Source organism: Facklamia sp. P13055 (assembly GCF_050409445.1).
In the GTDB taxonomy this organism is placed as follows: domain Bacteria; phylum Bacillota; class Bacilli; order Lactobacillales; family Aerococcaceae; genus Facklamia.
In genome coordinates, this window is sequence record NZ_JBNUPL010000001.1 from 176,241 (window position 1) to 201,318 (window position 25,078).

Annotated in this window: 19 protein-coding genes, 1 pseudogene and 1 CRISPR repeat array; all 20 genes and pseudogenes read left to right on the plus strand. The window is 31.5% G+C overall.

Annotation, left to right across the window (positions count from 1 at the left end):
- The first annotated feature begins 1,736 nt into the window (after positions 1 to 1,736).
- The 20 genes and pseudogenes from ACQV2O_RS00840 (at position 1,737) to ACQV2O_RS00935 (ending at position 25,064) form a co-directional block, all read left to right on the plus strand.
- Complete coding sequence (locus ACQV2O_RS00840; protein ID WP_428874698.1) at positions 1,737 to 2,387, plus strand: response regulator transcription factor; 651 nt, start codon at positions 1,737 to 1,739, stop codon at positions 2,385 to 2,387.
- Complete coding sequence (locus ACQV2O_RS00845) at positions 2,388 to 3,248, plus strand: sensor histidine kinase (protein WP_428874699.1); 861 nt, start codon at positions 2,388 to 2,390, stop codon at positions 3,246 to 3,248. It abuts the gene before it with no gap.
- A 50-nt stretch (positions 3,249 to 3,298) separates the two neighbouring features.
- Positions 3,299 to 3,979, plus strand: coding sequence for an ABC transporter ATP-binding protein (locus ACQV2O_RS00850; RefSeq protein WP_090288724.1), 681 nt, complete (start codon positions 3,299 to 3,301; stop codon positions 3,977 to 3,979).
- Positions 3,972 to 6,404, plus strand: a complete 2,433-nt coding sequence (locus tag ACQV2O_RS00855; protein WP_428874700.1) for an FtsX-like permease family protein — start codon at positions 3,972 to 3,974, stop codon at positions 6,402 to 6,404. The genes ACQV2O_RS00850 and ACQV2O_RS00855 overlap by 8 nt, the downstream gene beginning before the upstream one ends.
- A 301-nt stretch (positions 6,405 to 6,705) precedes the next feature.
- Entirely contained in the window at positions 6,706 to 7,338 is a 633-nt protein-coding gene (locus ACQV2O_RS00860; protein WP_428874701.1) for a TVP38/TMEM64 family protein, read from the plus strand.
- Positions 7,339 to 7,463: 125 nt separating this feature from the next.
- Positions 7,464 to 8,240: an alpha/beta fold hydrolase gene (locus tag ACQV2O_RS00865; protein WP_428874702.1), complete on the plus strand. Its 777-nt coding sequence runs from the start codon at positions 7,464 to 7,466 to the stop codon at positions 8,238 to 8,240.
- A 240-nt stretch (positions 8,241 to 8,480) separates the two neighbouring features.
- A complete protein-coding gene (locus ACQV2O_RS00870) occupies positions 8,481 to 8,648 on the plus strand; it encodes a hypothetical protein (RefSeq protein ID WP_428874703.1) in 168 nt (55 codons plus the stop codon).
- A 528-nt stretch (positions 8,649 to 9,176) separates the two neighbouring features.
- Positions 9,177 to 10,130, plus strand: coding sequence for a 3-hydroxyacyl-CoA dehydrogenase family protein (locus tag ACQV2O_RS00875; protein ID WP_428874704.1), 954 nt, complete (start codon positions 9,177 to 9,179; stop codon positions 10,128 to 10,130).
- Between the two features lie 464 nt (positions 10,131 to 10,594).
- On the plus strand, positions 10,595 to 14,575 hold the full coding sequence (cas9, locus tag ACQV2O_RS00880; protein ID WP_428874705.1) for a type II CRISPR RNA-guided endonuclease Cas9: 3,981 nt from the start codon (positions 10,595 to 10,597) through the stop codon (positions 14,573 to 14,575).
- Complete coding sequence (gene cas1 / locus ACQV2O_RS00885) at positions 14,575 to 15,447, plus strand: type II CRISPR-associated endonuclease Cas1 (protein WP_428873902.1); 873 nt, start codon at positions 14,575 to 14,577, stop codon at positions 15,445 to 15,447. The genes cas9 and cas1 overlap by 1 nt, the downstream gene beginning before the upstream one ends.
- Positions 15,437 to 15,769, plus strand: coding sequence for a CRISPR-associated endonuclease Cas2 (cas2, locus tag ACQV2O_RS00890; protein WP_428874706.1), 333 nt, complete (start codon positions 15,437 to 15,439; stop codon positions 15,767 to 15,769). Before cas1 ends, cas2 begins: the two co-directional genes overlap by 11 nt.
- 1 nt (position 15,770) lies before the next feature.
- The gene (csn2, locus tag ACQV2O_RS00895) at positions 15,771 to 16,430 is read left to right on the plus strand and encodes a type II-A CRISPR-associated protein Csn2 (RefSeq protein ID WP_428874707.1); all 660 of its coding nucleotides are present in this window, start codon (positions 15,771 to 15,773) and stop codon (positions 16,428 to 16,430) included.
- A gap of 73 nt (positions 16,431 to 16,503) precedes the next feature.
- Positions 16,504 to 18,783: direct repeats of the CRISPR family, unit length 36 nt; unit sequence GTTTTAGAGCTATGTTGTTTTGAATGGATATAAGAC.
- A 228-nt stretch (positions 18,784 to 19,011) separates the two neighbouring features.
- On the plus strand, positions 19,012 to 19,293 hold the full coding sequence (locus tag ACQV2O_RS00900; protein ID WP_428874708.1) for a CD1845 family protein: 282 nt from the start codon (positions 19,012 to 19,014) through the stop codon (positions 19,291 to 19,293).
- 86 nt (positions 19,294 to 19,379) lie between these two features.
- Positions 19,380 to 20,150 carry a replication initiator protein A gene (locus ACQV2O_RS00905; protein ID WP_428874709.1) on the plus strand — a complete coding sequence of 257 codons (771 nt, stop codon included), beginning with the start codon at positions 19,380 to 19,382 and terminating at the stop codon, positions 20,148 to 20,150.
- Positions 20,147 to 20,998, plus strand: coding sequence for an ATP-binding protein (locus ACQV2O_RS00910; protein WP_428874710.1), 852 nt, complete (start codon positions 20,147 to 20,149; stop codon positions 20,996 to 20,998). Before ACQV2O_RS00905 ends, ACQV2O_RS00910 begins: the two co-directional genes overlap by 4 nt.
- Positions 20,995 to 21,481, plus strand: a pseudogene (locus ACQV2O_RS00915) (PcfB family protein). The gene ACQV2O_RS00910 and the pseudogene ACQV2O_RS00915 overlap by 4 nt, the downstream one beginning before the upstream one ends.
- Positions 21,478 to 23,259 carry a VirD4-like conjugal transfer protein, CD1115 family gene (locus tag ACQV2O_RS00920; protein ID WP_428874711.1) on the plus strand — a complete coding sequence of 594 codons (1,782 nt, stop codon included), beginning with the start codon at positions 21,478 to 21,480 and terminating at the stop codon, positions 23,257 to 23,259. The pseudogene ACQV2O_RS00915 and the gene ACQV2O_RS00920 overlap by 4 nt, the downstream one beginning before the upstream one ends.
- Before the next feature lie 164 nt (positions 23,260 to 23,423).
- Positions 23,424 to 24,320 (plus strand): hypothetical protein, encoded by an 897-nt coding sequence (locus tag ACQV2O_RS00925; RefSeq protein ID WP_428874712.1) that lies wholly within the window; start codon positions 23,424 to 23,426, stop codon positions 24,318 to 24,320.
- Positions 24,321 to 24,532: 212 nt separating this feature from the next.
- A complete protein-coding gene (locus ACQV2O_RS00930) occupies positions 24,533 to 24,847 on the plus strand; it encodes a single-stranded DNA-binding protein (protein WP_428874713.1) in 315 nt (104 codons plus the stop codon).
- Position 24,848: 1 nt separating this feature from the next.
- Positions 24,849 to 25,064 carry a Maff2 family mobile element protein gene (locus ACQV2O_RS00935; protein WP_428874715.1) on the plus strand — a complete coding sequence of 72 codons (216 nt, stop codon included), beginning with the start codon at positions 24,849 to 24,851 and terminating at the stop codon, positions 25,062 to 25,064.
- Positions 25,065 to 25,078 lie beyond the last annotated feature (14 nt).

Below are 25,078 nucleotides of genomic sequence, written 5' to 3' on the forward strand. Positions count from 1 at the left end.
AAAGTCTAGGAAGGAATTACCCTCCTATTTTTGTTATCAAAATCATCAATGTCTATATTCGAAAAAGAAGTTATCGATAATTTTAAGCAAGATAATTATCTTAATTACGATATCTCTGTAAAAATAAATTCAGATCAAGCTTTTTTTAACCAATCGGAATTACTGCCTTTTTAACGATTACTCATATGATACAAATTCTAATTGAAAATTAAAATTCTTATTATAAAATTCATATAAATAAATTATTTTGGAGGTAATGTATAGCTTTTCCATATATATTAGTAGGCTTATTTTATGTAAGTCTGATTTTAGGAATATTAGATTTATCAGATAACAAAAAACAACAAAAAAGATGCAAAGACAGATCAATGCTTTATGTAGACTGACAGGTCATAATGAATTAGATACGACAGTTTTATCTGAAGAAAATAAAAAATAAAAAATGAAAATGACATTTATCTTATTATTTATAAAAACAGAAGATTCATAAATCTTGATATTGGGGAATTTTTCTAATAGTTAAGATTTAATCGTTTTAGATTTTTCAATAAAATCTTTTTTTTGAAAGGGTTAATCTAATATCTTCTGCCATACAATTAAAAGTTAATAAATATCTCTCAACTTAAGAGAGAGTAAATTTTTGATCTGCAGAAATTAAAGGGAAAATTTTATCAACGTTTGCAACGAGTAATTGTTCATCAGAGTTATAAGAAAAGTTTTTTTGATAGAGCTAATAGCTCTATTTATTTAAGAAGACCTTTTGCATAATTTTTTTAAATATACCTTTTTTCTTTTACAGCAATTCGAATATAATCGTCAACATCATATTCTTCATTTGAATCGTTGTTGTCTGCTATAAAGATTTCTCCAAATTGATTGATAAGGATAAAGGAATTGTCCTATCTTTCTATAATGCGATAAATTTTACTAGAATCTTCAATATTATATGCTTTAGTATATTCTAATATTCCATAAGTTAACTCAACCATATTTAGTAATTCCTTTCCTAAAGTTATTATTTTATCTAGTAATTGTTTTAATGTTAATTCTTTGTCTATGAGTTACCATAGATAGAGTCAAATTAATTGTACAACCTATACCATAAAATGGTAATTGTTAGACCAGTATTTCATCTCTTAGCTCATCATATCCACGCATTTTTGATGAGCAATCGATTGTGTTGATACTATTGATTCCTTGCATTGTACCGTTCAGCTAAAATGCCAGGGAAGCAACCGCAGGACGTTATTTTTGTCGAGATACGTGGGTCTTTGTCATCAACCTCCTGATTTTAATTTTTTTTAAAAAGGAATTGTGTTTCACTGTCGTAAGAATTTCTATTAATATCTTCTTTTCCACGATTATTTGTAATTAGGAATGCAGTTATTATAAGAAGATCATAATATATTTAATTGATAAATTGTACCTACTTCCTCTATATACGATTACGATTGGAGATTTTTTATAAATGATATTAAACCTTCGATTTAATTAGAGTTGAACACACTTCATACAAATATTCAAAAAGTTAGTTACTTCTATAATTTTACTAAAGATATACTTAAATAACTGAAGGAGCAGATTATGTTGAGAATTGAAAGGATTTCTATCTTATAATTCCCTCAAAAGTTAGATCCAAATCTAATTTTTGAGGGTTATTTCATTCTAAAAAGATAGGGTGTCTTTATGATTTATAATTTGTATAATTATTTATGAAAAGATGGGGGGATTTAGCAGTGAATAAAGTCTTGATTATTGAAGACAATATAGAAATAGCAAATCAAATTCAAAATTATATACTGAGCCATGATTATCTTGCAGACATCGCTCATTCCTATTATGAAGCTTTAGAAAAAATAAATATTACTTATGATGTTGCTTTATTAGATATCAACTTACCAGACAAAGAGGGGCATCATTTAATTGAACAGTTAAAAGTTAAAGATATTCGTGTCATTATTACAAGTGTGAAGAATGATGAGGATTTTATTATACGATCGCTAGATAGTGGGGCGGATGATTACTTGATTAAGCCTTTTTCTTTAGCGATACTTCGGGCAAGACTGGATGCCGTTTTAAGAACGATTCCTTTGACGGAAAATAAAACTTTAGCATACAAAGACATTGAAATTGACCTTACAAGATCGCAAGTTCATTATCATCACCAGTCCGTTAATCTAACAGCGCTTGAATACGAGATTCTTCTATTGTTTTTAAAAAATCCACACAGGGTTTATACAAGAAGTCATCTGATGCAAATGTTTTGGGAGGATAGGGATAAATACGTTAATGACAATACATTGACATCGACCATTAAGAGAATCAGAGAAAAGCTTGATAAGGATGTAATTACTACAATTAGAGGCATAGGATATAGGATGGATTAAATGATATATATACTTTGGATTTTCAGTCTACTAAGCTTATATTATTGGCTTGAATATAGAAAGAAGCAAAGAATCAATGAATTGCTTCAATTAATCGAAAATATGAACAAAAAAAATTATACCATCCCTATGAAGCAAGATGATTTTTCGCTGTTAGAAGATGGTCTTTACAAGTTATTTATTGCTTTAGTAGAAGCTCGGGAACAGACTGTCGATAACGCTCAAAGGCAGATAGAATACCTTGAAGATATTGCCCATCAAATTAAAACACCTATAACAAGTATGCAGTTTTCTTTGGAAACCATAGAAGTCCAAGAAGCCAGTAAGTCGGAACTTTTAATTTTAAAAAGACAATTGTTAAGACTGAATACACTTTCAGATATTTTATTAAAGCTTTCGAGTCTGGATGCAAAAGAAGACCTCATGAAAAAAGAAAGGATAAATTTAGCAGAATTAGTGGAATATGCTTCAGAAACAGTTGATTTTAGAAGGAATGTTCATTTTGAAGTGAGTGATTCTCTCGAAACTCTCTTTATAGAGGGTGATTTTTACTGGCTGGCTGAAGCCGTGACGAATATTTTAAAAAATGCCTATAATCGTCCCCTATGTAATCATATAAAGATTGATTCAAGGAGAAATCCTTTATTTACCTCGCTTACTATTCAAGATAATGGCGGTGGGATAGCTAGAGAGAACTTGAAAAAAATCTTTAGAAGATTTTATAAGACCCCTGATTCCAATGGGTTTGGAATTGGATTGGCCATGGCTAAGAGTATCGTTGAAAAGAATAAAGGAGAAATAAATGTCTCAAATGTTGAGAATGGGGCAAAATTTGAAATTAAATTCTATAATGTCACCTAATTATCACATTGCCAGACTATTATTAATTTACTAACTAATAGGAGGCTATTATGGAGATCTTAAAAGTAGAAAACTTGAAAAAAGAATACGGAAATGGAGATAATCTTGTTCAAGCTTTAAAAGGGGTCAATCTAACCATTGACAAAGGAGAATTTGTGGCGATAGTTGGTCCTAGTGGTTCAGGCAAGTCTACTTTACTCCATATTGTGGGTGGCGTCGATTTTCCAAGTGAGGGCAAAGTTTATATAGAGGGAAATGATATCGCTAATTACAGCGCGAAAGAATTAGCCTTGTTCAGACGGAGAAAAGTTGGTTTAATCTATCAGTTTTATAATCTCATACCCAATATTTCAGTCAGACATAATATAGAACTCCCCTTAAAATTAGACGGAAAAGCAATTGACAAGGGGGGGTTTAAGGATATAGTTCAAAAATTGGGGATTGAAAATAAGTTAGACAGTTTCCCTAGTGAGCTCTCAGGTGGCCAGCAACAAAGAGTGGCTATTGCTAGAAGCTTAATTTATAAACCTTCGATTATACTTGCAGATGAACCAACAGGTAATTTAGACCGTAAAAATTCGCAAGAGATTATCGATATTTTAAAATTCTTTAACAAAAGTTTAAAACAAACGATCATAGTCATTACCCATGATGAGGAAATCGCTCTTCAAACCAATAGAGTGATTACAGTTGTCGATGGTAAAATTGAGGGGGATGAGCGCAATGAATAAAAGAAATTTCCCTATTTTTATTTCGCTGTTTATTGTGAGTCTATTTTTTTCGGTGGTCATCTATTATGGCTACAACAATCTCTTAATTCATTATAAGTCTACTATGGCTCAGAATTACGCCGATGCTGTGATTAAACAAGAATTAAACAGTCAAGAAATTAAGCAACTTCAATCGATAGAAACAGTAAAATTAGCTGGTGGAACATCAGTTCAACCAGATTCAGGCTTATATGAAAAGGATATTTTAGCTATCAGTTATCAAGATGAATCAATCAATCAAATGCGAAGCTATTCAGAGATGATTGAAGGACACTTTCCTGAAAATGATTCACAAATAGTCCTTTCCAAATCCTTTATTGATAAGCATCAGCTTAAATTAGGGAATAGACTATCAATTAAACTGGGTAGTCGAGTGGTTAATCAAAAAGAAGTAGGTCCGTTAAGTACGGTAACTAATGAAGAAACATTTAATGTAATAAATACTAAAGAGTATGAAATCGTAGGTGTTTATGAAGATGTCTATAATAAATATAGTAAAATTACCTATGCATTGACCTATGCCATTAGTGATCAACCACTGCAAGCTTCAATTAAATTTGATTCTTTTGAAGAGGCTTATAAAAATAGAGAGACTCTACAAGAACAAATGAGTCAAACATTAGATCGCACTCTAGATTTAGAGTTTAATGAAAGACTAATTGCATATTTCGGGGTTGAAAATGATCCGATACAACAATTTATGTCAAAAGCTATGATCATTTTTTCCTTAATTGTCTGTTTAGCTCTATTTATCTTTTTCATCAAAAATATATTCTGGGTATGGGGACTTAGAAAAATAAAAGAGCTTTCAGTGTATAAGTCGATTGGAACTACCAATTTACAAATATATAAGCTGTTAGTGAAGGAAGCTATTTGGCTATCTATCATCCCAATTTTAATTGGGCATTTCCTGGGATTTGCAATCTTATCTGATTTATTTATTAATATTCAAAAAGCACAAGAAGTGACAAAAATAGAATTAATCCAAATTAATCCTCTTTTAAGTCTGGTCATCTTATTGATTACTTTTTCAGTGGTCTTATTTGCAGTCATAACTCCAACAAGAAAAATCACTCAAATCAGTATTATTGACGGAATAAAGGGTAATATTAGCTTGGGTAAAACAAGTAAAAAAAAAGCTGATAATCTTTGGCAAGAGCTAAGATTGAATAACCTAGCAAGTATAAAATCGCAGACATATATTTCAGCTATAGGTATTATAATCATTTCTTTATTCCTTTTGGTTGTGTCAATTTCGCGTTATTATACTAATTTTGGCTACTTTGATGAAGGGTATAATATTATCGTTGATTATTATAGTAAAGATAATGAAATTCCTGTAGTCTTAAAAGATATCTTAAAAGAAATACCGCATAATAAAGGGTATATTTCGAAAGCGAAGTACTTATCTATTGAAAATAATTTAGCCTTATCCAACCAGGCAGAGGAAGTTGGTTTAGGCAAAAAACTAAAACAAGAACTAGAAAAAATGGAATCAGATTATCTTGAAGGCTTCTTGATTGCTTTAGAAGAAAAAGATTTAAAAAAGATGGGAGGAGAGAAGGGGCAATTCATTTTAGATAATCGGGTTCAAGAGGATCCTCAAACACCAATTGCCAAGGCAAAAAAAATCCCTTATTTCAAAAATGTTGAAAAAATGGATATATTCATTGGTGAAAACTATCGGTCAAAAATTAAAATCGCTACCACCATTAATGATCCTGGTATGTATGAGTCGCGGACGCTGCCCTTTCAAGTTAAGCTTTATACTGATTTTGCTAATTATCATCGCTTGATGGAGGATGCTAATTCGGAAGTCGCTCGCTATCCCTATAAATTAAAAATAAATGTCGCTGAAGCAGAAGTGAATGATGTGAAGCATTATATTGAAGCGAAGATTAATCAGCAGGTAGCTTATGATGACCAATACGAGATAATCTCAGGAGAAGAAGTCAAAAAAAATCGAGCTCAGAGTCTAAACTCCTTAATAAAAATTATTGTGGCGATAGGTTTGATTATAGTTATCTTAAATTTAACCAATGGCTATTCATCCATTAATATGAGTTTAATGAATAGGAAAAAAGAAATTGGCATGTTTTATTCTTGTGGAATGGATTCAAAAGAATTAAAAAAACTCTATCTAAAGGAATTTTTCTTCGAACAAATAAAATCGTTTATGCTTTCAATTTTTGTGACGCTTGGCGTTATGATTAGTATTTCATTGTTATCCTCCACTCTAAGTCTGGGGGTTCTGATTAATAACTATTACTATTTACTATTTTTAGGATTTTCTTTGGTTATCTATCTAATTAATATACTTATCTATTACCTCTCATTAAAAAGAATTTTAGATAGACCCATTATTGATTTAATTAGAACGATCTAAGTTTAACATTATAAAGATGTGCTAGACATCCGCATGGTTTTCTAGCACATCTTTTATTTTGTCTAAGAAGAGGGTAAAAAAACTGGAATAATAAAGGTTTAAAGAAGAAAAGTTTTCCGTAGAAATTGAGAAATTAACCTATTTTAATTAATTTTAAGTCTTTTAATTAAATTCAAATCTCCCTAAATAATTTAAGCGAATACAAACATTATCACTTTCTTATCACATTAGGACTCTATACTAGGTTTAAGTAATCAGTTGGATCATATAATAATTATAGATGAAATGGGGTTTATTATTTATGCTAGAGTTAGATTTACGCTCACGGGTAAAAAAGTATCGGAAAATAGTTCAGATAATAACCCTTGTCGGTTTAATTCTTTCAATGATTATTATTTATTTTATTTCTTGTGGCACGTATTTTAAGCCTGAAAATCAAGGTGGAATGTTTACCGTTCACCTCCGTCAATTAGGTTTTTGGGGGCCGCTCTTCTTCATTGGAGTACAAATTTTTCAAGTAGTTATTCCCATCATACCAGGTGGGATGACTTCAGTAGCAGGAAATTTTGTCTTTGGAACTTTAATTGGTTTTATTTATAATTATATAGGGATTACCATTGGATCGATTATTGCTTTCTTTCTGGCACGTAAGTACGGAAAATTTTTTATACTCTGCTTTATTTCGGAAAAGTGTTATAAGAGATATATGGCTTGGACATCAAATGTTAATCGTTTTGCTTGGATATTAGGAACATTATTCTTCTTACCAGCCGCGCCTGATGATATTCTATGTATGATTGCTGGGCTGACTTCTTTGTCTTTTAAAAAGTTTATTTTAATTTTTATCCCAACAAAAGCTGTTTCTACTTTTGTGTTTACTTGGCTAATACAAGAAGGAATTTTATATTCTATCGATTGGCTGACACACTTATAAAATTATATTAATTAAAACGGTAGAAGGAGAAAATAAGGTGAAAGTCTCTACTAATTTAATAAGATTTAGTTTAAAATCTAAATGATATACTTCCTACAAAATAGAAGTAAAGAGGGTACTGAAATATGAAATTTCATGAATTTGGCGATCGAAAGTGTCCACATATATTATTGGTGCATGGTGGAGGTAATTCTTGGTGGAATTATCTTCGCCAAGCGCGTATGTTATCCGAAAACTACCATGTCATTTTACCCACACTTGATGGTCATGGAGAAGAATATCAGAAAGATTATATCTCGACTGAAAATTTTGCACAGCAAATTATGGATTATATAAAAAGTAATTGTGATGGAGAATTGTATGCTGTAGGTGGTGTTTCTTTGGGTGGGCAAATTGTTATGGAGTTATTATCATTAGACAATGAAATAGCACAGAAAGCAATCATAGATGGAAGTCTTTGCATTCCTCAGCCAAAATTAGCAAGAGTTAGTACGATAATTGTAAAACTTTTTGGTAAACTTATGTTTAGTAAATTAGCTAGTAAAGTTCAACTTAGTTTAATGAAAAAAATGTATCCAAATATGGCTTACCCAGCAGAACTAGAAAACTATTATATGGAAGATATGCCAAGACTTCCCATGAAAACATTAATTACAATGTACCGAACATATATGGGAGGATATAAACTAAAAAGATCTATTATAGAAAGTAAAGCACAGGTTTTATATATTTATGGTGAAAAAGAAATGAACTGTGTCAAGGATTCAGCCAAGCTATTTCGAAAAATGCATTCCAATTGTACGCTATACCAAGTAAAAGGTTATGGTCATGGTTACCTATCAGTTTATCTTCCTTTAGAGTGGTTGGATCTGGTTCAACCATTTTTAGAAAATAATGTTTAATTTAGGAGAGAGATAAAATTCTTTAACAAATCCCTGTTTGTAGAATAAACAAATTCACAGACAAAGCTAAAGAGATAGCAATATCGTCTTTTTAACCTAATTAAAAAATAAAAAACGAATGAAATAAGAATTCCATTAATTAGTTAAAAACTTCAATTATTAAACCTAATCGGGGCATTTTTCGAACAGATTTCAGATTATTCAAGAATGAAAGGTTCTCTAAGCAAAATTGTTCATATTTTGGAACAAAAAACAGAAGATCATCTAAAAGACAAGACATATTTATCAAGTCCGATCGAATTAGAAGATGTCCACTTTAGTTACAAAGATTATTCGATCATTAACGGAGTGACTCTAAAAATCAAGCCAGGTCAACAATTAGCCATTGTGGGTCCATATAATAGTTAAAAAATTACTCCACTACCTATCACATAGTCGAAAAACGATGAGTAGGTTAATGTTCTCTTGAAGTAGGATACAAGTGGATGAATAAGAAGGAAAAATGGATACAATAGATTTTTTTAACCTTTTTGATCTTCAACAGACTGTCTCCTTATAATTTAAATGGTCATTAAAAATAAAGATAGTTTATATGGATTGTAATTGACAGTAAAAATGCTTTCAAAACACCCTTAAAAGACGGGTGTTTTGAATTGTATGATATTAAAAAACAACGAATTCAGAATTCTTGAAAGACTTCTATTTTTATTCTAAGATAAATTTGTTAACGAAGACCAATAAATTGAATGTGTATAGATTGACAGTTCGTTGCTTTAATGAATTGCTTTAGGAAGGGGGCTTCAAGAAAAGGATAGGAGATAACTAATGACATTCAATGGGGTTGTTCGTTAAAACGATATGGAACATAGTCTTGTTTATCACTAGTTAATGAAATCAGTTATAGGGTTGGTTTTTGTATTTAAAGGAGCGTTTTATATGGATAAAAAGATTACCGTTATTGCTGGTGGTGTGATAGGTAGTTCTTTCCCCATTGTTTTTGCTATTGGAGGATATAATGTAGTTTCTTATAACAAATGGGAAGAAGAAGAAGAAAAAGTAAAAAAATATATTGATAATGCTTTAAATACCCTAGTTACTCAAAATGTTTTTACATCAGAAGAAAGAGATAGAATTTTAAGCAGAATCTCTTATACAGGAAACTTAGAAGAAGCGCTAGCAGATGTTAATTATGTTCAAGAGTGTTTACCTGAAGATTATGAAATAAAACAAGGATTTATTAAAGACTTTGAAAAATATGCACCAGAAAAAGCAGTAATGGGTTCTTCAACCTCTGGCTTGCTTATTTCAGAAATCGCTAAATTTGCTGAAAAACCCGATCGAATTATCGGAGCACACCCTTATAATCCCCCGCACTTGATTCCGCTAATTGAATTGGCTAAAGGCGAAAAATCGAGTGATCAGGCGATTGAAGTGGCTAAAGAAATCTTTAAGTCTTCTAATAAAGAACCGATTGTATTGAATAAAGAATTAAAAGGTTTTGTTTCTAACAGAATTCAAGCGACTGTTTTTAGAGAGCTTATCTCGATGGTCTTAGACGGTGCAGTATCGATGGAAGATGCTGATAAGGCAGTTACCTTTGGACCAGGCATTCGTTGGGGAATTATGGGACCGGGTCTTGTCTTTGAACTAGGCGGAGGAGAAGGTGGAATTGAAGCTGTCCTCAAACATATCGGTCCATCGTTAGAAAGCTGGTTAGAAGACCTTGCTACATGGACTGAAATTCCCGAAGAAGCCAAGGAGAAAATTCCGAAAATGGTCGCAGAATCGCTTAAAAACAGACCAAAAGAAATTGGAAATGATCGGGAATCCTTATTAAAATATAGGGATGAAATGTTGCTAGATATCCTTAAACTCCATGATAAATTTTAATAGATCGTCTCGACTGTATAAGAAATCCCCCTTCATCCTAAACGGATGCGGGGGCTTTTTCTGTGGGGAGAGAGTAGGTTCATTGCAAAAGTGAGTGTTCGCAGCACTTGAGAAGCGGTTACTATTTTAGATGGAATGAGAGAGTGAATGAGCGCATTGTACACAAACAATTCACCTTCTAGCGTGGTTAATTTCATAATTTTAGCTAAAAAAAAAGCGCCGAGACAGCGCCATAAGTTGGGTTCGGTTAAACCTTATTTTAACTCGCATATGTTGTTTTGAATGGATACAACATCTATATAATAACATAAAAATCATTTGTGTCAACGCTCTATATTATTTTTTTATTATTGGAAAAATTGAATATTTTTAAAAAAATTATCTTCTTTCATATAATGCTATGTTATAATGTAACCGTTATCTTAAAAATGATACTAAAACTCAATGAAATGGAGCGAGATTAAGTGAAGAAACCTTATACGATTGGATTAGATATTGGGACGGGATCAGTAGGGTGGGCTGTGTTAACGGAAGACCTCCAACTTGTGAGAAAAAACATGAATATATTAGGCAACACTGATCGTAAGAAAATTAAGAAGAATTTCTGGGGAGTTCGCCTTTTTGATACGGGACAAACTGCGGAAGATACTCGAATGAAAAGAACGAGTCGTCGGCGATTACGTCGTCGGCGAAATCGAATTGTATATTTAAGAGATCTTTTTTTTGAAGCGATAAAAGAAGTGGATGAAAATTTCTTTGAACGTTTAGACAACAGCTTTTTTACAGACGAAGACAAACCTTACAACATATACCCTATATTTGGAAACATGGATGAGGAAAAACAATACCACCTAAACTTTGAAACGATATATCATTTACGTAAACACTTAGCTGATAGTAGCGAGAAAGCTGATTTAAGATTAGTTTATTTGGCACTCGCCCATATTATCAAATACCGTGGACATTTTTTAATTGAAGGCGACTTAGACTTAAAAAACACTTCCATTAAACAACAATGGCTTCAATTTATTAAAACGTTTAATCAAGCTTTCCCAGAAGATAAAATAATAGTAACTGATGAGGAATCAAGTCAAATTGAATTAATTTTTAAAGAAAAAATTGCTAGATCAGCTAAGAATCAACGAGTAAGAAATCTCTTAAAAATAAAAACGTCACACCCGTTAGAAAAATTTTTAAATCTGATTGTTGGAAATAAGGGAAACTTTCAAAAGGCTTTTGATTTAGAAGAAAAAGCAGAGTTGCAACTAACGAAAGAGACCTACAATGAGGATTTAGAAGAGTTGTTGGGAAAAATAGGTGATGAGCATTTAGAATTATTTACGACGGCTAAGGCAACTTACGATGCTATTGAATTAGCAGGCGTTTTGAAACCGAGTGGTGTAAAAACAAATGCGCTCCTTTCTGATAATATGATAAGTCAATACAATGAACATAAAGAAGATTTAAGAAAGCTTAAAGACCTTGTTGCAAATCATTCGAAGAGTTTATACTATAATCTTTTTAGGGATAAGACAAAAAAAGGTTATGCTGGATATATAGACGGCGAAGCTAGTCTCGAAGAGTTTTATAAATACCTTCGAGCTGAAATTAAAAACATTAAGGGCAGTGATTATTTTATTCATAAAATGGAGACAGAGGATTTATTAAGAAAGCAACGATCTTATCATAATGGAAGTATTCCTCATCAAGTCCATCAAGAAGAGTTAGTGGCTATCTTAAATCATCAAGAAAAGTATTATCCATTTTTAGCCAAAAACCGTAATAAAATATTACAGATATTCAAATTTAGAATTCCTTATTATGTCGGGCCACTTGCTAAAACAAATGAAGATCGTTTTTCATGGATGACAAGAAAGTCAAATGAAGCTGTTAGACCGTGGAATTTTGAGAGTGTGGTCAATTTAGAAGCATCTGCTACTTCTTTTATTGAAAAAATGACCAACTACGACCTTTATCTTCCAGAGGAAAAGGTACTACCTAAGCGAAGTTTGCTGTATCAAAAATTCGCCATTTTTAATGAACTAACAAAAGTTTCCTATAAAGATGAGCGACAACGGCTTCAATTTTTTTCTAAAAAAGAAAAAGAAGCCATTTTTAATCAATTATTTAAGAAAAATCATTCTGTCAGCGAGAAAAATTTAAAAAAATTTCTAATAAATGAGTTGGCTATAAAAGCCAGTGAAATCAATGGGATTGATGGAAGATTTAATGCAAGTTATTCAACCTATTTAGATTTTATGAAAATTGAAGGAATGCAAGCCTTACTTGATGATGACTCGCTTTCGCAAATGCTAGAAAAGATTATATTTATTCTGACTATTTTCGAAGATCGTAAGATGAAGAAAACACAATTGCAACAATTTAATCAATACTTAACACCAGAAATGATTAAGCATCTTTCTCGAAAAAATTACTCAGGTTGGGGAAGGTTGTCAGCAAAATTAATTGATGGTATTCGTGATAAGCAATCGCATAAGACAATTATGGACTATTTAAAGGATGATGATGGAGTAGATCGCCATCACAATCGAAATTTCATGCAATTAATTAACGATGAAACGCTTAGCTTTAAAGAGACTATTGAACGCGCTCAAAATATTGAACAAGATCAAGCGTTAGAGGATATGGTTTATGAGTTGCCAGGCTCGCCTGCTATAAAAAAATCAATTTTACAATCTCTAAAAATTGTAGAAGAAGTGGTAGGGATTATGGGATACGCTCCTCATTCAGTAGTAGTTGAAATGGCTCGTGAACATCAAACGACAGCTTTTGGTAAGAAGCAATCTAAGAAACGCGAAGATAAATTAACGACTGCCTTGAAGGACTTTGGTAGTAATTTATTAAAAGAGCAACCGATAGTTAATGAAACCTTACAAAATGATCGTCTCTATTTATATTATCTACAAAACGGGAAAGATATGTATACAGGAGAGCCTTTAGATATTCATCGTTTATCTTTTTATGATATTGATCATATTATTCCAAGAAGTTTTACTACAGATAACTCGATTGATAATAAAGTTCTTGTTAGTTCTGCAAAAAATAGGGGAAAATTGGACGATGTCCCTTCTAAAGCTATCGTCGATAAACAGCGAAGTTTCTGGGAACGTTTACAAAACTCAGGACTTATGAGCGAACGGAAACTAGCGAACCTTACCAAAGCCGAAAGAGGAGGATTGAGCGAGAAAGAAAAAGAACGTTTCCTTAAGCGAAGCTTGGTAGAAACGCGCCAGATAACTAAATATGTTGCTAATATTTTAGATACGATTTTAAATGATTCTTCGGCTGAAAAAACTGTAGATATCGTCACCATAAAATCTACTTTAGCAAGTCGGTTTAGAAAAGATTTTAATCTTTATAAAGTTCGTGAAATTAACGATTATCATCATGCACATGATGCATATTTAAATGCAGTGGTGGCTAATAAAATTTTGAAAGTTAATCCAAGAGTGAAACGTGACTTGGTCTATGGTCAATTTTCTTATCAATCTAGTTCTATTAAAAACAAAGCTTCTTATCGAAAAATGAAATATGATCAGATGATTGATTTCTTTGTGGAAGACTTTGTGATTGACGAAAAGACAGGCGAGGTTCTTTGGGATAAAAATAAAGAAATGCAGACAATTAAAAAAGTGCTATCTTCAAAGCAGATGAATATCGTCAAAAAAGTAGAAGAACAATCTGGAGAATTATACAAACAAACGTTAAACCCTAAGGGGACTTCAGAGAAACTCATACCAATAAAAGAAGGATTGGATATAAATAAATATGGAGGGTATTTGAACCCTAAAACCGCCTTTACTTTAGCAATAAAAGATAAGAAGAAATGGCAATTCATCGGCGTAACAATGCAAGAAAAAGCTAAGTTTAAGCAATCTCCAAAAGAATTTTTAAGCGACAAGGGCTTTCGAGAAGACGCTGAATACCTTGTGTTAAAGAAATACACACTCTACGAAACAAAAGAGGGCGCAAGACGTTTGATTTCATCGCATCAAGAAGCTCAAAAAGGTAATCAGTTTGTTCTATCTGCTCATTTAGTGCCAATGGTCTATCATGCTCAACATTATGATGAAAGTAAATATCCTGAAAGTGTAGAATATGTAAATAATCACTTAGAAAAGTTTGATTTAATCTTCCAGGAGGTTATTAGATTTGCTGATCAATATATCCAAAAACCTAAAGTTACTAAACGGTTAGAAACAATCTATCAGAAGAAGAGTCAGGATATCAATGGCCTAGCCAAATCAATTGTTTCTTTATTTACTTTTGTTTCTTATGGAGCACCTGCTGCATTTAATTTTTTAGATGAAAATATAACTCAGTCTAGCGTTAGGTATACTCTAGGAAGCTTAAAAGAATCTATATTAATATTCTATTCTATAACTGGTCTTTATGAAACGAGAATAAAGTTGGAGGAATTGTAATGGCGTGGCGGACAGTGGTGGTTAACTCACATTCCAAGTTGAGCTATAAAAATCACCATTTATACTATCGAAGTGCACGAGCAACCGAATTAATTCATTTGTCAGAAATCGATATACTTATTTTAGAAACAACTGATATTACACTAACGACGATGCTATTAAAACATTTAGCTGATCATAATGTACTGGTTGTTTTTTGCGATGAAAAACGTCTACCTAAAAGTATGCTCCAACCTTATTATGGACGCCATGATAGTTCCTTACAATTGAAAAAACAGATGAGGTGGGCTGTCTCTTTTAAAAATGAACTATGGAGAAATATTATTAGACAAAAAATTTTAAATCAGGCTAGTTTTTTGCAGGAGCTAGGCGCTAATACTAAAGCTGAAACATTAAGACACTTTAGTAAGGGCATTCTATCTTTTGATGAAAGTAATCGAGAAGCGCATGCTTCTCGGTTATATTTCACCACACTTTTTGGAGCAGATTTTGTACGGACAGATCCCAGTACTATTAATGCCGCCTTGGATTATGGGTATACCCTTATTTTAAGCATGTTTGCTAGAGAAATTGTAAAAAATGGTTGTTTAACTCAATTAGGAATCAAACATGATAATCAATTTAATGAATTTAATTTAGCAAGTGACTTAATGGAACCCTTTCGAATAATAATTGATACTATCGTTTATAAGTATCAAGGCGAAGAGTTCAAAGTGATTAAATTAAAGCTCTTTAAAATATTTAGTCGAACATTCGCTTATAGGGATCAAGAGATGTTTTTAACGAATATCATTGCCGATTATACAAAACGATCGATTAAATTTTTGAATGAGGAGGATAATAGGCAGCCGGAGTTTAGAGATGTCTTATAGATTTATGCGTTTATTATTAATGTTTGATTTGCCCGTTGCTAGTTTGGAGCAAAAAAGAGACTATCGTAAATTTAGAAAATTTTTAATTGATGAAGGTTTTATTATGCATCAGTACTCAATTTATAGTAAGATTTTACTTAATTCAACGGCTAAAGTGGCGCAAATTAATCGTTTAAAAAAACATATTCCAGAAGAAGGATTAGTCACACTTTTAACAGTGACTGAAAAACAATTTTCAAGGATGATATATTTGGTAGGAGAATCAGACGTATCCATTGCGAATCGAACAGATCGTATTGTGATTTTAGGGGAGGGAGATTAGAGTGAAGATTAATTTTAAAATGCTCGATCAACCGGTTTTAATTGAATGTCCTACACTATTGGTAATTGAGGAGGTCAAACTTTTTTCAAACATTATTGAACAAATATACTCTTACACTGAAGAGGCAGAGTTAAAATTTTATGACCATAAAAACAATAACTTAAAAGCCAATGAAATGGTTATAATCACAGATATACTAGGGTATCAAATTAATTCAACCACTTTCTTAAATATAATCTATCAAGATATAATAGATCAATTAAATGAGACGCCTGAAAAAAAGAATCAATTAGAGCAAACTCTGCACCAATTACTAGTACAAGTAGACGATGTATTAATAGATTCAGAGCTAGACTTAATAGCTAATGAAGTGGATATAAAAGCAGTTTTGAAGTTATTTAATGTGACAATTGCTACTGATTATCACTCGATAAATGAACGCTTTTATGATATAGTTCAAGTAGTTAATTATTTGAAAAAAAAGAAGTTATTAATCATTATCAATTCACTTTCTTATTTAACACAAGATCAAGTCCATGATTTATTTGAATACATTACTAGTTATGGGTTACGTACACTTTTTATAGAACCACGAAAGTTATATGGATACCCTCAATATGTAATAGATTCAGAATATTATGTTTATAAATTTGAAGAATAAAAAATTACCCATTCAAAACTGAAGTTTTCGCAAAAACAAATAGCTTCATAATAGGGTCTCCAGGCATTGCGAGGTTTTAGAGCTATGTTGTTTTGAATGGATATAAGACATTTGTTTATAATATAAAATATCAGGTCGAGTTTTAGAGCTATGTTGTTTTGAATGGATATAAGACCATAAACGATTAGATAGCAAGATAGATAGAGTTTTAGAGCTATGTTGTTTTGAATGGATATAAGACGATTTTGATAAAGTAATGAAAGTATTTATTGTTTTAGAGCTATGTTGTTTTGAATGGATATAAGACGTGTATTATTTTCTACTTCCCAATCAATTCGTTTTAGAGCTATGTTGTTTTGAATGGATATAAGACTTATGCCATGACACAAACAAAAGATGTTCGGTTTTAGAGCTATGTTGTTTTGAATGGATATAAGACCTGAAAGCGATCTAGCTATAAAAACTTATGGTTTTAGAGCTATGTTGTTTTGAATGGATATAAGACGATTATAAACTACACACTCTCACACAACACGTTTTAGAGCTATGTTGTTTTGAATGGATATAAGACAAATGATAGGAATTGTTGTGGATCTTAATCGTTTTAGAGCTATGTTGTTTTGAATGGATATAAGACATTGACGATTGCGGACGATTGAGGATGGTTGTTTTAGAGCTATGTTGTTTTGAATGGATATAAGACCAGTAAATTTTAATAAAACATGGTGATGCCGTTTTAGAGCTATGTTGTTTTGAATGGATATAAGACAGATTCTGCCATTAAGTTTCCTCCTTCCTTGTTTTAGAGCTATGTTGTTTTGAATGGATATAAGACTTTATTGGGATAGTCAAGAAAACATTGATAGTTTTAGAGCTATGTTGTTTTGAATGGATATAAGACATATAGTAGTGTATATTTTTGTATGTTTTTGTTTTAGAGCTATGTTGTTTTGAATGGATATAAGACTTAATGTATCCATTTCTTCAATAGTTATAAGTTTTAGAGCTATGTTGTTTTGAATGGATATAAGACTGTGATTGTGTGCTTGTGTGTTGCTTGTTCGTTTTAGAGCTATGTTGTTTTGAATGGATATAAGACTGAATGAAAGAACATATAAAGAACAATAGAGTTTTAGAGCTATGTTGTTTTGAATGGATATAAGACAATTTATTATCGACTTGATATTTATATTATGTTTTAGAGCTATGTTGTTTTGAATGGATATAAGACTTGTGCGAGCTGGCGTGGCGTGTGAGGTGCGTTTTAGAGCTATGTTGTTTTGAATGGATATAAGACTTATCATCATATAGTAATCAATATCTGTTAGTTTTAGAGCTATGTTGTTTTGAATGGATATAAGACTAAACGTCGAGGCTTTATATGAAACTGAATGTTTTAGAGCTATGTTGTTTTGAATGGATATAAGACGTAAAAGAATTAGTTTATAATATAAATGTCGTTTTAGAGCTATGTTGTTTTGAATGGATATAAGACTCGCACAACACACAATCACAACACAATCGTGTTTTAGAGCTATGTTGTTTTGAATGGATATAAGACGAAGTGTTAAACATGGCAAAGACAAAAAATGTTTTAGAGCTATGTTGTTTTGAATGGATATAAGACTTGATCCAGCATATAGAAACCTCACCTACAGTTTTAGAGCTATGTTGTTTTGAATGGATATAAGACTTACCTTTTTTATTTTTGACTACACACACCGTTTTAGAGCTATGTTGTTTTGAATGGATATAAGACCTAGATTAAAAATGATAGTAAAAACTGGTAGTTTTAGAGCTATGTTGTTTTGAATGGATATAAGACTTTTAACTTTTATGTTTAACGCTAGGTGCTGTTTTAGAGCTATGTTGTTTTGAATGGATATAAGACAAATGTTTTCAGCACCATATCTATTATATAGTTTTAGAGCTATGTTGTTTTGAATGGATATAAGACTTTATAATCGTTTTTTTGGTGTGATGTTTTGTTTTAGAGCTATGTTGTTTTGAATGGATATAAGACGTGGTGTAAAACAATTGACAGGAAAGACTGGTTTTAGAGCTATGTTGTTTTGAATGGATATAAGACTGTAAGTTGTAGTGAAACACAAGGCATTGAGTTTTAGAGCTATGTTGTTTTGAATGGATATAAGACTAATAAAGCCATTATTAGATCCCTCCTGTTGTTTTAGAGCTATGTTGTTTTGAATGGATATAAGACATAAACTAAAAATATTTAAAGTAAATCATTGTTTTAGAGCTATGTTGTTTTGAATGGATATAAGACAGCGGAGGCGCCTACAATTGAATAATTTAAGTTTTAGAGCTATGTTGTTTTGAATGGATATAAGACCGTATTGATTGTTTCAATACTAGTGTTTAAGTTTTAGAGCTATGGGCTTGAGATATAATAGGGATACAGAGAAAAAAGCTTGATAAATAGGAGCTTTCAGCACTGTATCCTTATTTTTGTAATCATGAAAATCAAATAATTAAGTCTAAGAGGAGGCGTTTATGAGTGTGAATATATTTCAAGCCATTATTATGTCAGCCTTTCCGGTGTAAGGAAGGTGAGAAATAAATGAGATGGATATTAAAAATAATTTTGTTCCCAATTAGTTTGCTGTTAAGTATCCTTACAGCTTTTCTAACATTTTTACTTGCCATAGGGACAACAGTATTATATTTATTGATGATTATGTGTGTTTTTGCTGGAGTAGTATCATTGTTTCAAAAGAATTTTTCAATAGGGATAGAAGCATTGGTATTAGGATTCTTATTAAGTCCTTACGGAATACCAATGGTTGGAGCAGTAGTTATAGCTTTTTTACAAGGTATCAATGAAACAATAAAATCAATTTAAAAAATTTCATAAAAATGGTTACCAAAGGCGATAGAGAAAAAAACTATCGTCTTTTTCTTTGCAAAATCTAAGTAAGGAGGTGAAAGATGGACTTTGATTATTTTTACAATCGAGAAGCGGAACGATTTAATTTTCTGAAAGTACCTGAGATATTGGTGGACGGAGAAGAATATAAAGGACTGTCTGCTGAAGCAATTATCCTTTATTCTATGCTTTTAAAGCGAACAGGAATGTCTTTCAAGAATAAATGGATAGATAGGGAAGGCAGGGTATTTATCTATTTCACAGTCGATGAAATTATGAAAAGGAGAAATATCTCAAAGCCTACTGCAATAAAAACCCTAGATGAGTTAGACAGTAAAAAAGGAATAGGACTAATTGAAAGAGTAAGGCTTGGACTTGGTAAACCTAATATCATTTATGTTAAAGATTTTATGAGTGTATTAGCGGTAAAAGAAAATAACTTCAAGAAGTCAAAAAACTTAACTTCAGAAGTAAAAGATTTTAACTTCAGAAGTAAAGAAAATGAACTTCAGGAAGTTAAAAATGTTGACTCTAACTATATAGATAATAATAAGAGTAAGTATAGTAAGAGAGAGTATAGTTTTGGAGAAATCGGACTTGGCACATTCCAAAATGTATTTTTGAAGGACGAAGATATAGCAGATTTGCAGATTAAAATGAACTCACAGCTTGATAACTATATCGAAAGATTATCAGCCTATATCAAGAGTACCGGAAAGACATATAAAGACCATAAAGCAACAATCCTTTCTTGGTTTTATAAAGACCAAGGAAGTAAGAAAACATCCAATATCCCTACATGGGAGGATTATGATAAGGGAGAACACTTATGATAAAAGAATTAGAAAAAGTGATGATAGAAAATGTAGAGTATTCTTATGATCCTGAAACAGAGTATATCAAAGATGGACACGCATACTGTAAAGAGTGTCATGAAAGAAAAGATGGGAAAGTTTTAGAATTTTCAGGAAAGCAGATGATATTTAAGACCTCTTGCAAATGTGATAGAGATAGAGAACTTAAGAGAAAAGAAAGAGAAAAACAGATGAAAATAGAAAGATTAAAGAGTAGCTGTTTTAACTCTATAATTCAGTGGTCATATACCTTTGATAATTATCAAGGAAAAGAAAATCAAAGCCTTACTATTTCTAAGAATTTTGTAAAAAAATATGAAGATATGAAAAAAGAAAACATTGGACTGTTATTTTATGGAAGCGTTGGTTCAGGGAAATCTTATCTTGCTTGCTCAATCGCCAATGCTCTAATTGAACAGTATCAAATCAGTGTAAAAATAAGAAATTTTGCACAGATAATCAACGAACTACAAAAAGGTGGATTTGATTTTGATAAGAACGCATATATTGACTCCCTTGTAAATACTCCAGTTCTTATATTAGATGATTTAGGCATTGAACGAGATACGGCTTACGCAAAAGAACAGGTATATAACATCATTAACAATAGGTATTTAAAGCAAAAACCGACAATTTTTACAACCAATTTACCCTATGATAGTATTTATGGCTGCACAGAGGGAGTTGAATATCAACGAATCTATTCAAGGATTATTGAAATGTGCATTCCTGTAATGGTGGTAGGAGAAGATTATAGAAAGAAAATTCATAAAAATAAATTAAATCAAAACAAGGAAAGACTATTGATGGGAGGTGAGCGAACTTGATCAATGAAGAAATCGCAAGAAAAACACTGAATATGGAAGTTAAGGCTGCTAAAGTAACGGGAAAGGAAATTTTAAATTTACTAAAGAAACTAATGAAAAAGGCTGGAAAATTTGGAGGACTTGAAAATCTACTTAATGTTAATGGCAACGAAGTAAAGCTCAAAGATATGGTAAAAAAAAGGACAACTTGAAGAAATTCCGGTAAAAGAAGCGGAGTTGAAAGAACTGAAAAAAGAGCTTAACCGTTACGGTGTAAAGTTTTCGGTGATGAAAGATAAAGAAAGCGGAAAATATTCCGTATTCTTTCAGGCAAAAGACATGAAAGTAATGGATAAAGCTTTTAAGCACGCCCTTTCAGAATCAGAAAAGAAAACGGAGAGAAAAGAATCTATTCATAAGAATATTGAAAAGTTCAAGGAGATGGCAAAGAATACCATTTCTAAGGATAAAGTCAAAAACAAACAAAAGGAGCAAAGCCTATGATTGATAAGATAATAAAAGACATCAAAGGCTTATTCAAAGTGCAAGATAAGGCAAAGTTTGTAAAACAAAACATTTCCTATCTTGCATTTTTCTATATAGGGAATATCTTTTCTCATCATGTAAGAGCCTATACTGGTGGAGATGTAATAGATAAAATCTTTCAAGGAATATTAGAGTTTAATACTATGAGTTTACTGCCCAGTATTCATGTGGCTGATATTTTAATGGGCATAGGATTGGCAGCTTTAATTAAAGTTATTGTCTATACCAAAGGGAAAAATGCAAAAAAGTTCAGACAGGGAAAAGAGTATGGCTCAGCAAGATGGGGAGATAAAAAAGATATTCAGCCATACATTGACCCTAAGTTTGAAAACAATGTGATTCTTACTCAAACAGAAAGCTTAACTATGAACTCCAGACCTAAGAATCCCAAATATGCTAGAAATAAAAATGTGCTGGTTGTGGGAGGATCTGGGTCAGGAAAGACAAGATTTTATGTCAAACCTAATCTTATGCAAATGCACTCTTTCTATGTTGTAACTGACCCCAAAGGTACGATTGTAATAGAGTGTGGCAAGATGTTAGAAAAAAATGGCTATGATATTAAAGTACTAAATACCATAAACTTTAAAAAGTCTATGAGATATAATCCTTTTGCCTATTTAAGAAGTGAAAAAGACATACTCAAATTGGTACAGACAATCATTGCAAATACCAAGGGAGAAGGGGAAAAATCAGGTGAGGATTTTTGGGTCAAAGCGGAAAAGCTTTATTATACAGCTCTAATTGGGTATATATTCTATGAAGCACCAAGAGAAGAAAAGAACTTTGCCACTTTATTAGATATGATAGACGCTTCAGAAGTTCGAGAAGATGATGAAACATATATGAATCCTATTGATAGATTATTTGAAGCACTGGAAAAGAAAGAGGCTAACCACTTTGCTGTTAAGCAATATAAGAAGTATAAACTTGCTGCAGGAAAAACAGCCAAGTCTATTTTAATCTCGTGTGGAGCAAGACTAGCTCCTTTTGATATTAAGGAACTAAGGGAATTGATGAAAGAGGATGATTTAGCGCTCGATACCATTGGAGATAAGAAGACAGCACTATTTGTAATAATCTCCGATACAGATGACACCTTTAACTTTGTCGTATCCATTATGTATTCTCAGTTATTTAACCTACTATGTGATAAGGCAGATGATGTATATGGCGGAAGGTTACCTATTCATGTCAGATTTTTATTAGACGAGTTTGCCAATATCGGCCTTATTCCAAAGTTTGAAAAGCTGATTGCCACCATTCGTTCAAGGGAAATTTCAGCAAGTATTATCCTACAAGCTCAATCTCAATTAAAAGCAATCTACAAGGATAATGCAGATACGATTGTCGGTAACTGTGATAGTACCCTATTCTTAGGTGGAAAAGAAAAAACAACATTAAAAGAACTATCTGAAACACTTGGAAAAGAAACCATCGACCTTTATAACACCTCTGAAACAAGAAGCAACCAAAAGAGTTTTGGACTCAATTACCAGAAAACAGGCAAAGACTTAATGAGTCAGGACGAGATAACGGTAATGGATGGCAGCAAGTGTATCTTGCAATTGAGAGGAGTTAGACCGTTCTTATCTGATAAATATGATATTACGAAGCATAGGAATTACAAGCTCTTGGAAGATTATGATAAGAGAAATGCTTTTAATGTTGAGAAATATATGAAAAAGAAGGATAAACCAAAGTTAAAAGTAAATACAATGGTAGTAAGAATTTAGATTAAATTAACTGTTTATATGGTAAAATATATCTAAATTAGCAAAATCGCCTATTTAATAAACTAGACTTATAAATTATGGAACAAGTCTAGTTAAATTATAAATAAAAAATCAAATACAGGTTAATAATATAGGCGTAAGATTAAGTATTTGAGGAGGACATTATGAAAGAGGAAATAAAAAAACTAATAGGCATCGAGGGTATAGAAGATGGATATGGGAATAATCTCTCGATAAATTACAAAGATTCATGGTTACACAAAATAGTGATACCATTTACTTTCTTACTATGCTTAATAGATTTAAGCTTATTAAAAGAAATGGTGTTAAATATCTTTCCTGAAATTTTTATAAAGGGATTATATTTTGTATTAATACTTATTTTTAATCTTGGAGAATTTGTTTATTCAAATTTTACCTGTATTACTTTTGTTTTATTATTGCTAGCTTTTTTGATAGCATTCTTGGGATATAGTGGTATTTTTTACAAAGATATATTTTACAAACATGATATTGTTTTAAGGAATGGCAAAGTTAAAAGTTGGAATTTTATTTCTGCATGGAAAAGATTAGTTTATATTTTTTGGCTGCTATTGACAGATTTCTATATTTTATATTATTTTTCTATTATTTCAGTAAATAGTAATAGCTCTACGATATCATTATTACAGTATAATAAAATATTCTTCTTTATTTATTGTATAAATCTATTTATATTTTTCTTAGAAAAAATTTTTACTATAACAATTCCAGAGAGGTATGGAGATTTAAAAGCAGATGAAGTAATCGCATGTGAAAGGTATTTTTATTTTAATCGATATTCAATTCTTTTAAAACATAGTGGAGAAGAACATGAAGATGAGAGTTATAATAATAAAACATCTTATATTTATTATATTATCAAAGATAATTATGTAGACATCTCTAAGTTTCTATTTGTAAAAATTAAAAGAATAAAAATAAAGGCAGATAATGAAAAAATTAATCATATAATTTCAGAAGTATATATCTCTGAAAATTTAGATGAAGTAAAGTATAAATTTGAAGAAAGCATAAAATAATTTGTGCGAATTGTTATAGCAAAAAATCTTTATACAAGACGATAGAAATTATAATCTATCGTCTTTTTTTGTACCTACAATCAGGAGGTAAAGATGAACAGGATAAGAAGCCCTACTAGATAGGCAAGGTAAAAAATAATAGAACACATAAAGCGATTGGAAAATGAAACTTCAAGTCGCTTTTTTATTAAAGAGAAAAGGAGAAATTTTAAATGAAGCAAGAAATGATTAACATTAACGCCAATCTGGTGAATGAACCGGTATTTGGCTCATTTGAAAAAGATGGAGAAACTATTGAGGTTGTAAACTTTACGCTTGTAAAAAAGTATGGTAAAGGCAAGGAATATATCAATTGTGCAGCCTATGGAGAAAAAATAGAAACGGCAAGAAGTTTTGAAAAAGGAGATTTAATTCATATCTTTGGCTACTTTAAGGAGCGTGAAAAAGATGGAAAGACTTACAAAAATTTTGTAGTGAAGTCATATAACAAGATTGAAAAGAAGGAAGAAGACAAGGAGGAAAACTAATATGGAATTTTTTGTTCAAGCAGTTAATGTATTAAAGATTTTGGTAATGGCAGTAGGAGCAGGTCTAGGTGCATGGGGTGTTATTAACTTGATGGAAGGTTATGGTAATGATAATCCGGGTGCAAAGAGTCAGGGCATCAAGCAGCTAATGGCTGGTGGAGGCATTGTCCTTATAGGACTTAAACTGATTCCGCTTCTTGCAAATGTACTAAAGTAAGAAGAAAAGGAGAA

Bases quoted from the DNA above. Each gene is read 5' to 3' on its own strand.
- ACQV2O_RS00845 (WP_428874699.1), top strand. From the start codon at position 2,388: ATGATATATATACTTTGGATTTTCAGTCTACTAAGCTTATATTATTGG.
- ACQV2O_RS00850 (WP_090288724.1), top strand. From the start codon at position 3,299: ATGGAGATCTTAAAAGTAGAAAACTTGAAAAAAGAATACGGAAATGGA.
- ACQV2O_RS00855 (WP_428874700.1), top strand. From the start codon at position 3,972: ATGAATAAAAGAAATTTCCCTATTTTTATTTCGCTGTTTATTGTGAGT.
- ACQV2O_RS00860 (WP_428874701.1), top strand. From the start codon at position 6,706: ATGCTAGAGTTAGATTTACGCTCACGGGTAAAAAAGTATCGGAAAATA.
- ACQV2O_RS00865 (WP_428874702.1), top strand. From the start codon at position 7,464: ATGAAATTTCATGAATTTGGCGATCGAAAGTGTCCACATATATTATTG.
- ACQV2O_RS00875 (WP_428874704.1), top strand. From the start codon at position 9,177: ATGGATAAAAAGATTACCGTTATTGCTGGTGGTGTGATAGGTAGTTCT.
- cas1 (WP_428873902.1), top strand. From the start codon at position 14,575: ATGGCGTGGCGGACAGTGGTGGTTAACTCACATTCCAAGTTGAGCTAT.
- cas2 (WP_428874706.1), top strand. From the start codon at position 15,437: ATGTCTTATAGATTTATGCGTTTATTATTAATGTTTGATTTGCCCGTT.
- ACQV2O_RS00900 (WP_428874708.1), top strand. From the start codon at position 19,012: ATGAGATGGATATTAAAAATAATTTTGTTCCCAATTAGTTTGCTGTTA.
- ACQV2O_RS00905 (WP_428874709.1), top strand. From the start codon at position 19,380: ATGGACTTTGATTATTTTTACAATCGAGAAGCGGAACGATTTAATTTT.
- ACQV2O_RS00910 (WP_428874710.1), top strand. From the start codon at position 20,147: ATGATAAAAGAATTAGAAAAAGTGATGATAGAAAATGTAGAGTATTCT.
- ACQV2O_RS00920 (WP_428874711.1), top strand. From the start codon at position 21,478: ATGATTGATAAGATAATAAAAGACATCAAAGGCTTATTCAAAGTGCAA.
- ACQV2O_RS00925 (WP_428874712.1), top strand. From the start codon at position 23,424: ATGAAAGAGGAAATAAAAAAACTAATAGGCATCGAGGGTATAGAAGAT.
- ACQV2O_RS00930 (WP_428874713.1), top strand. From the start codon at position 24,533: ATGAAGCAAGAAATGATTAACATTAACGCCAATCTGGTGAATGAACCG.
- ACQV2O_RS00935 (WP_428874715.1), top strand. From the start codon at position 24,849: ATGGAATTTTTTGTTCAAGCAGTTAATGTATTAAAGATTTTGGTAATG.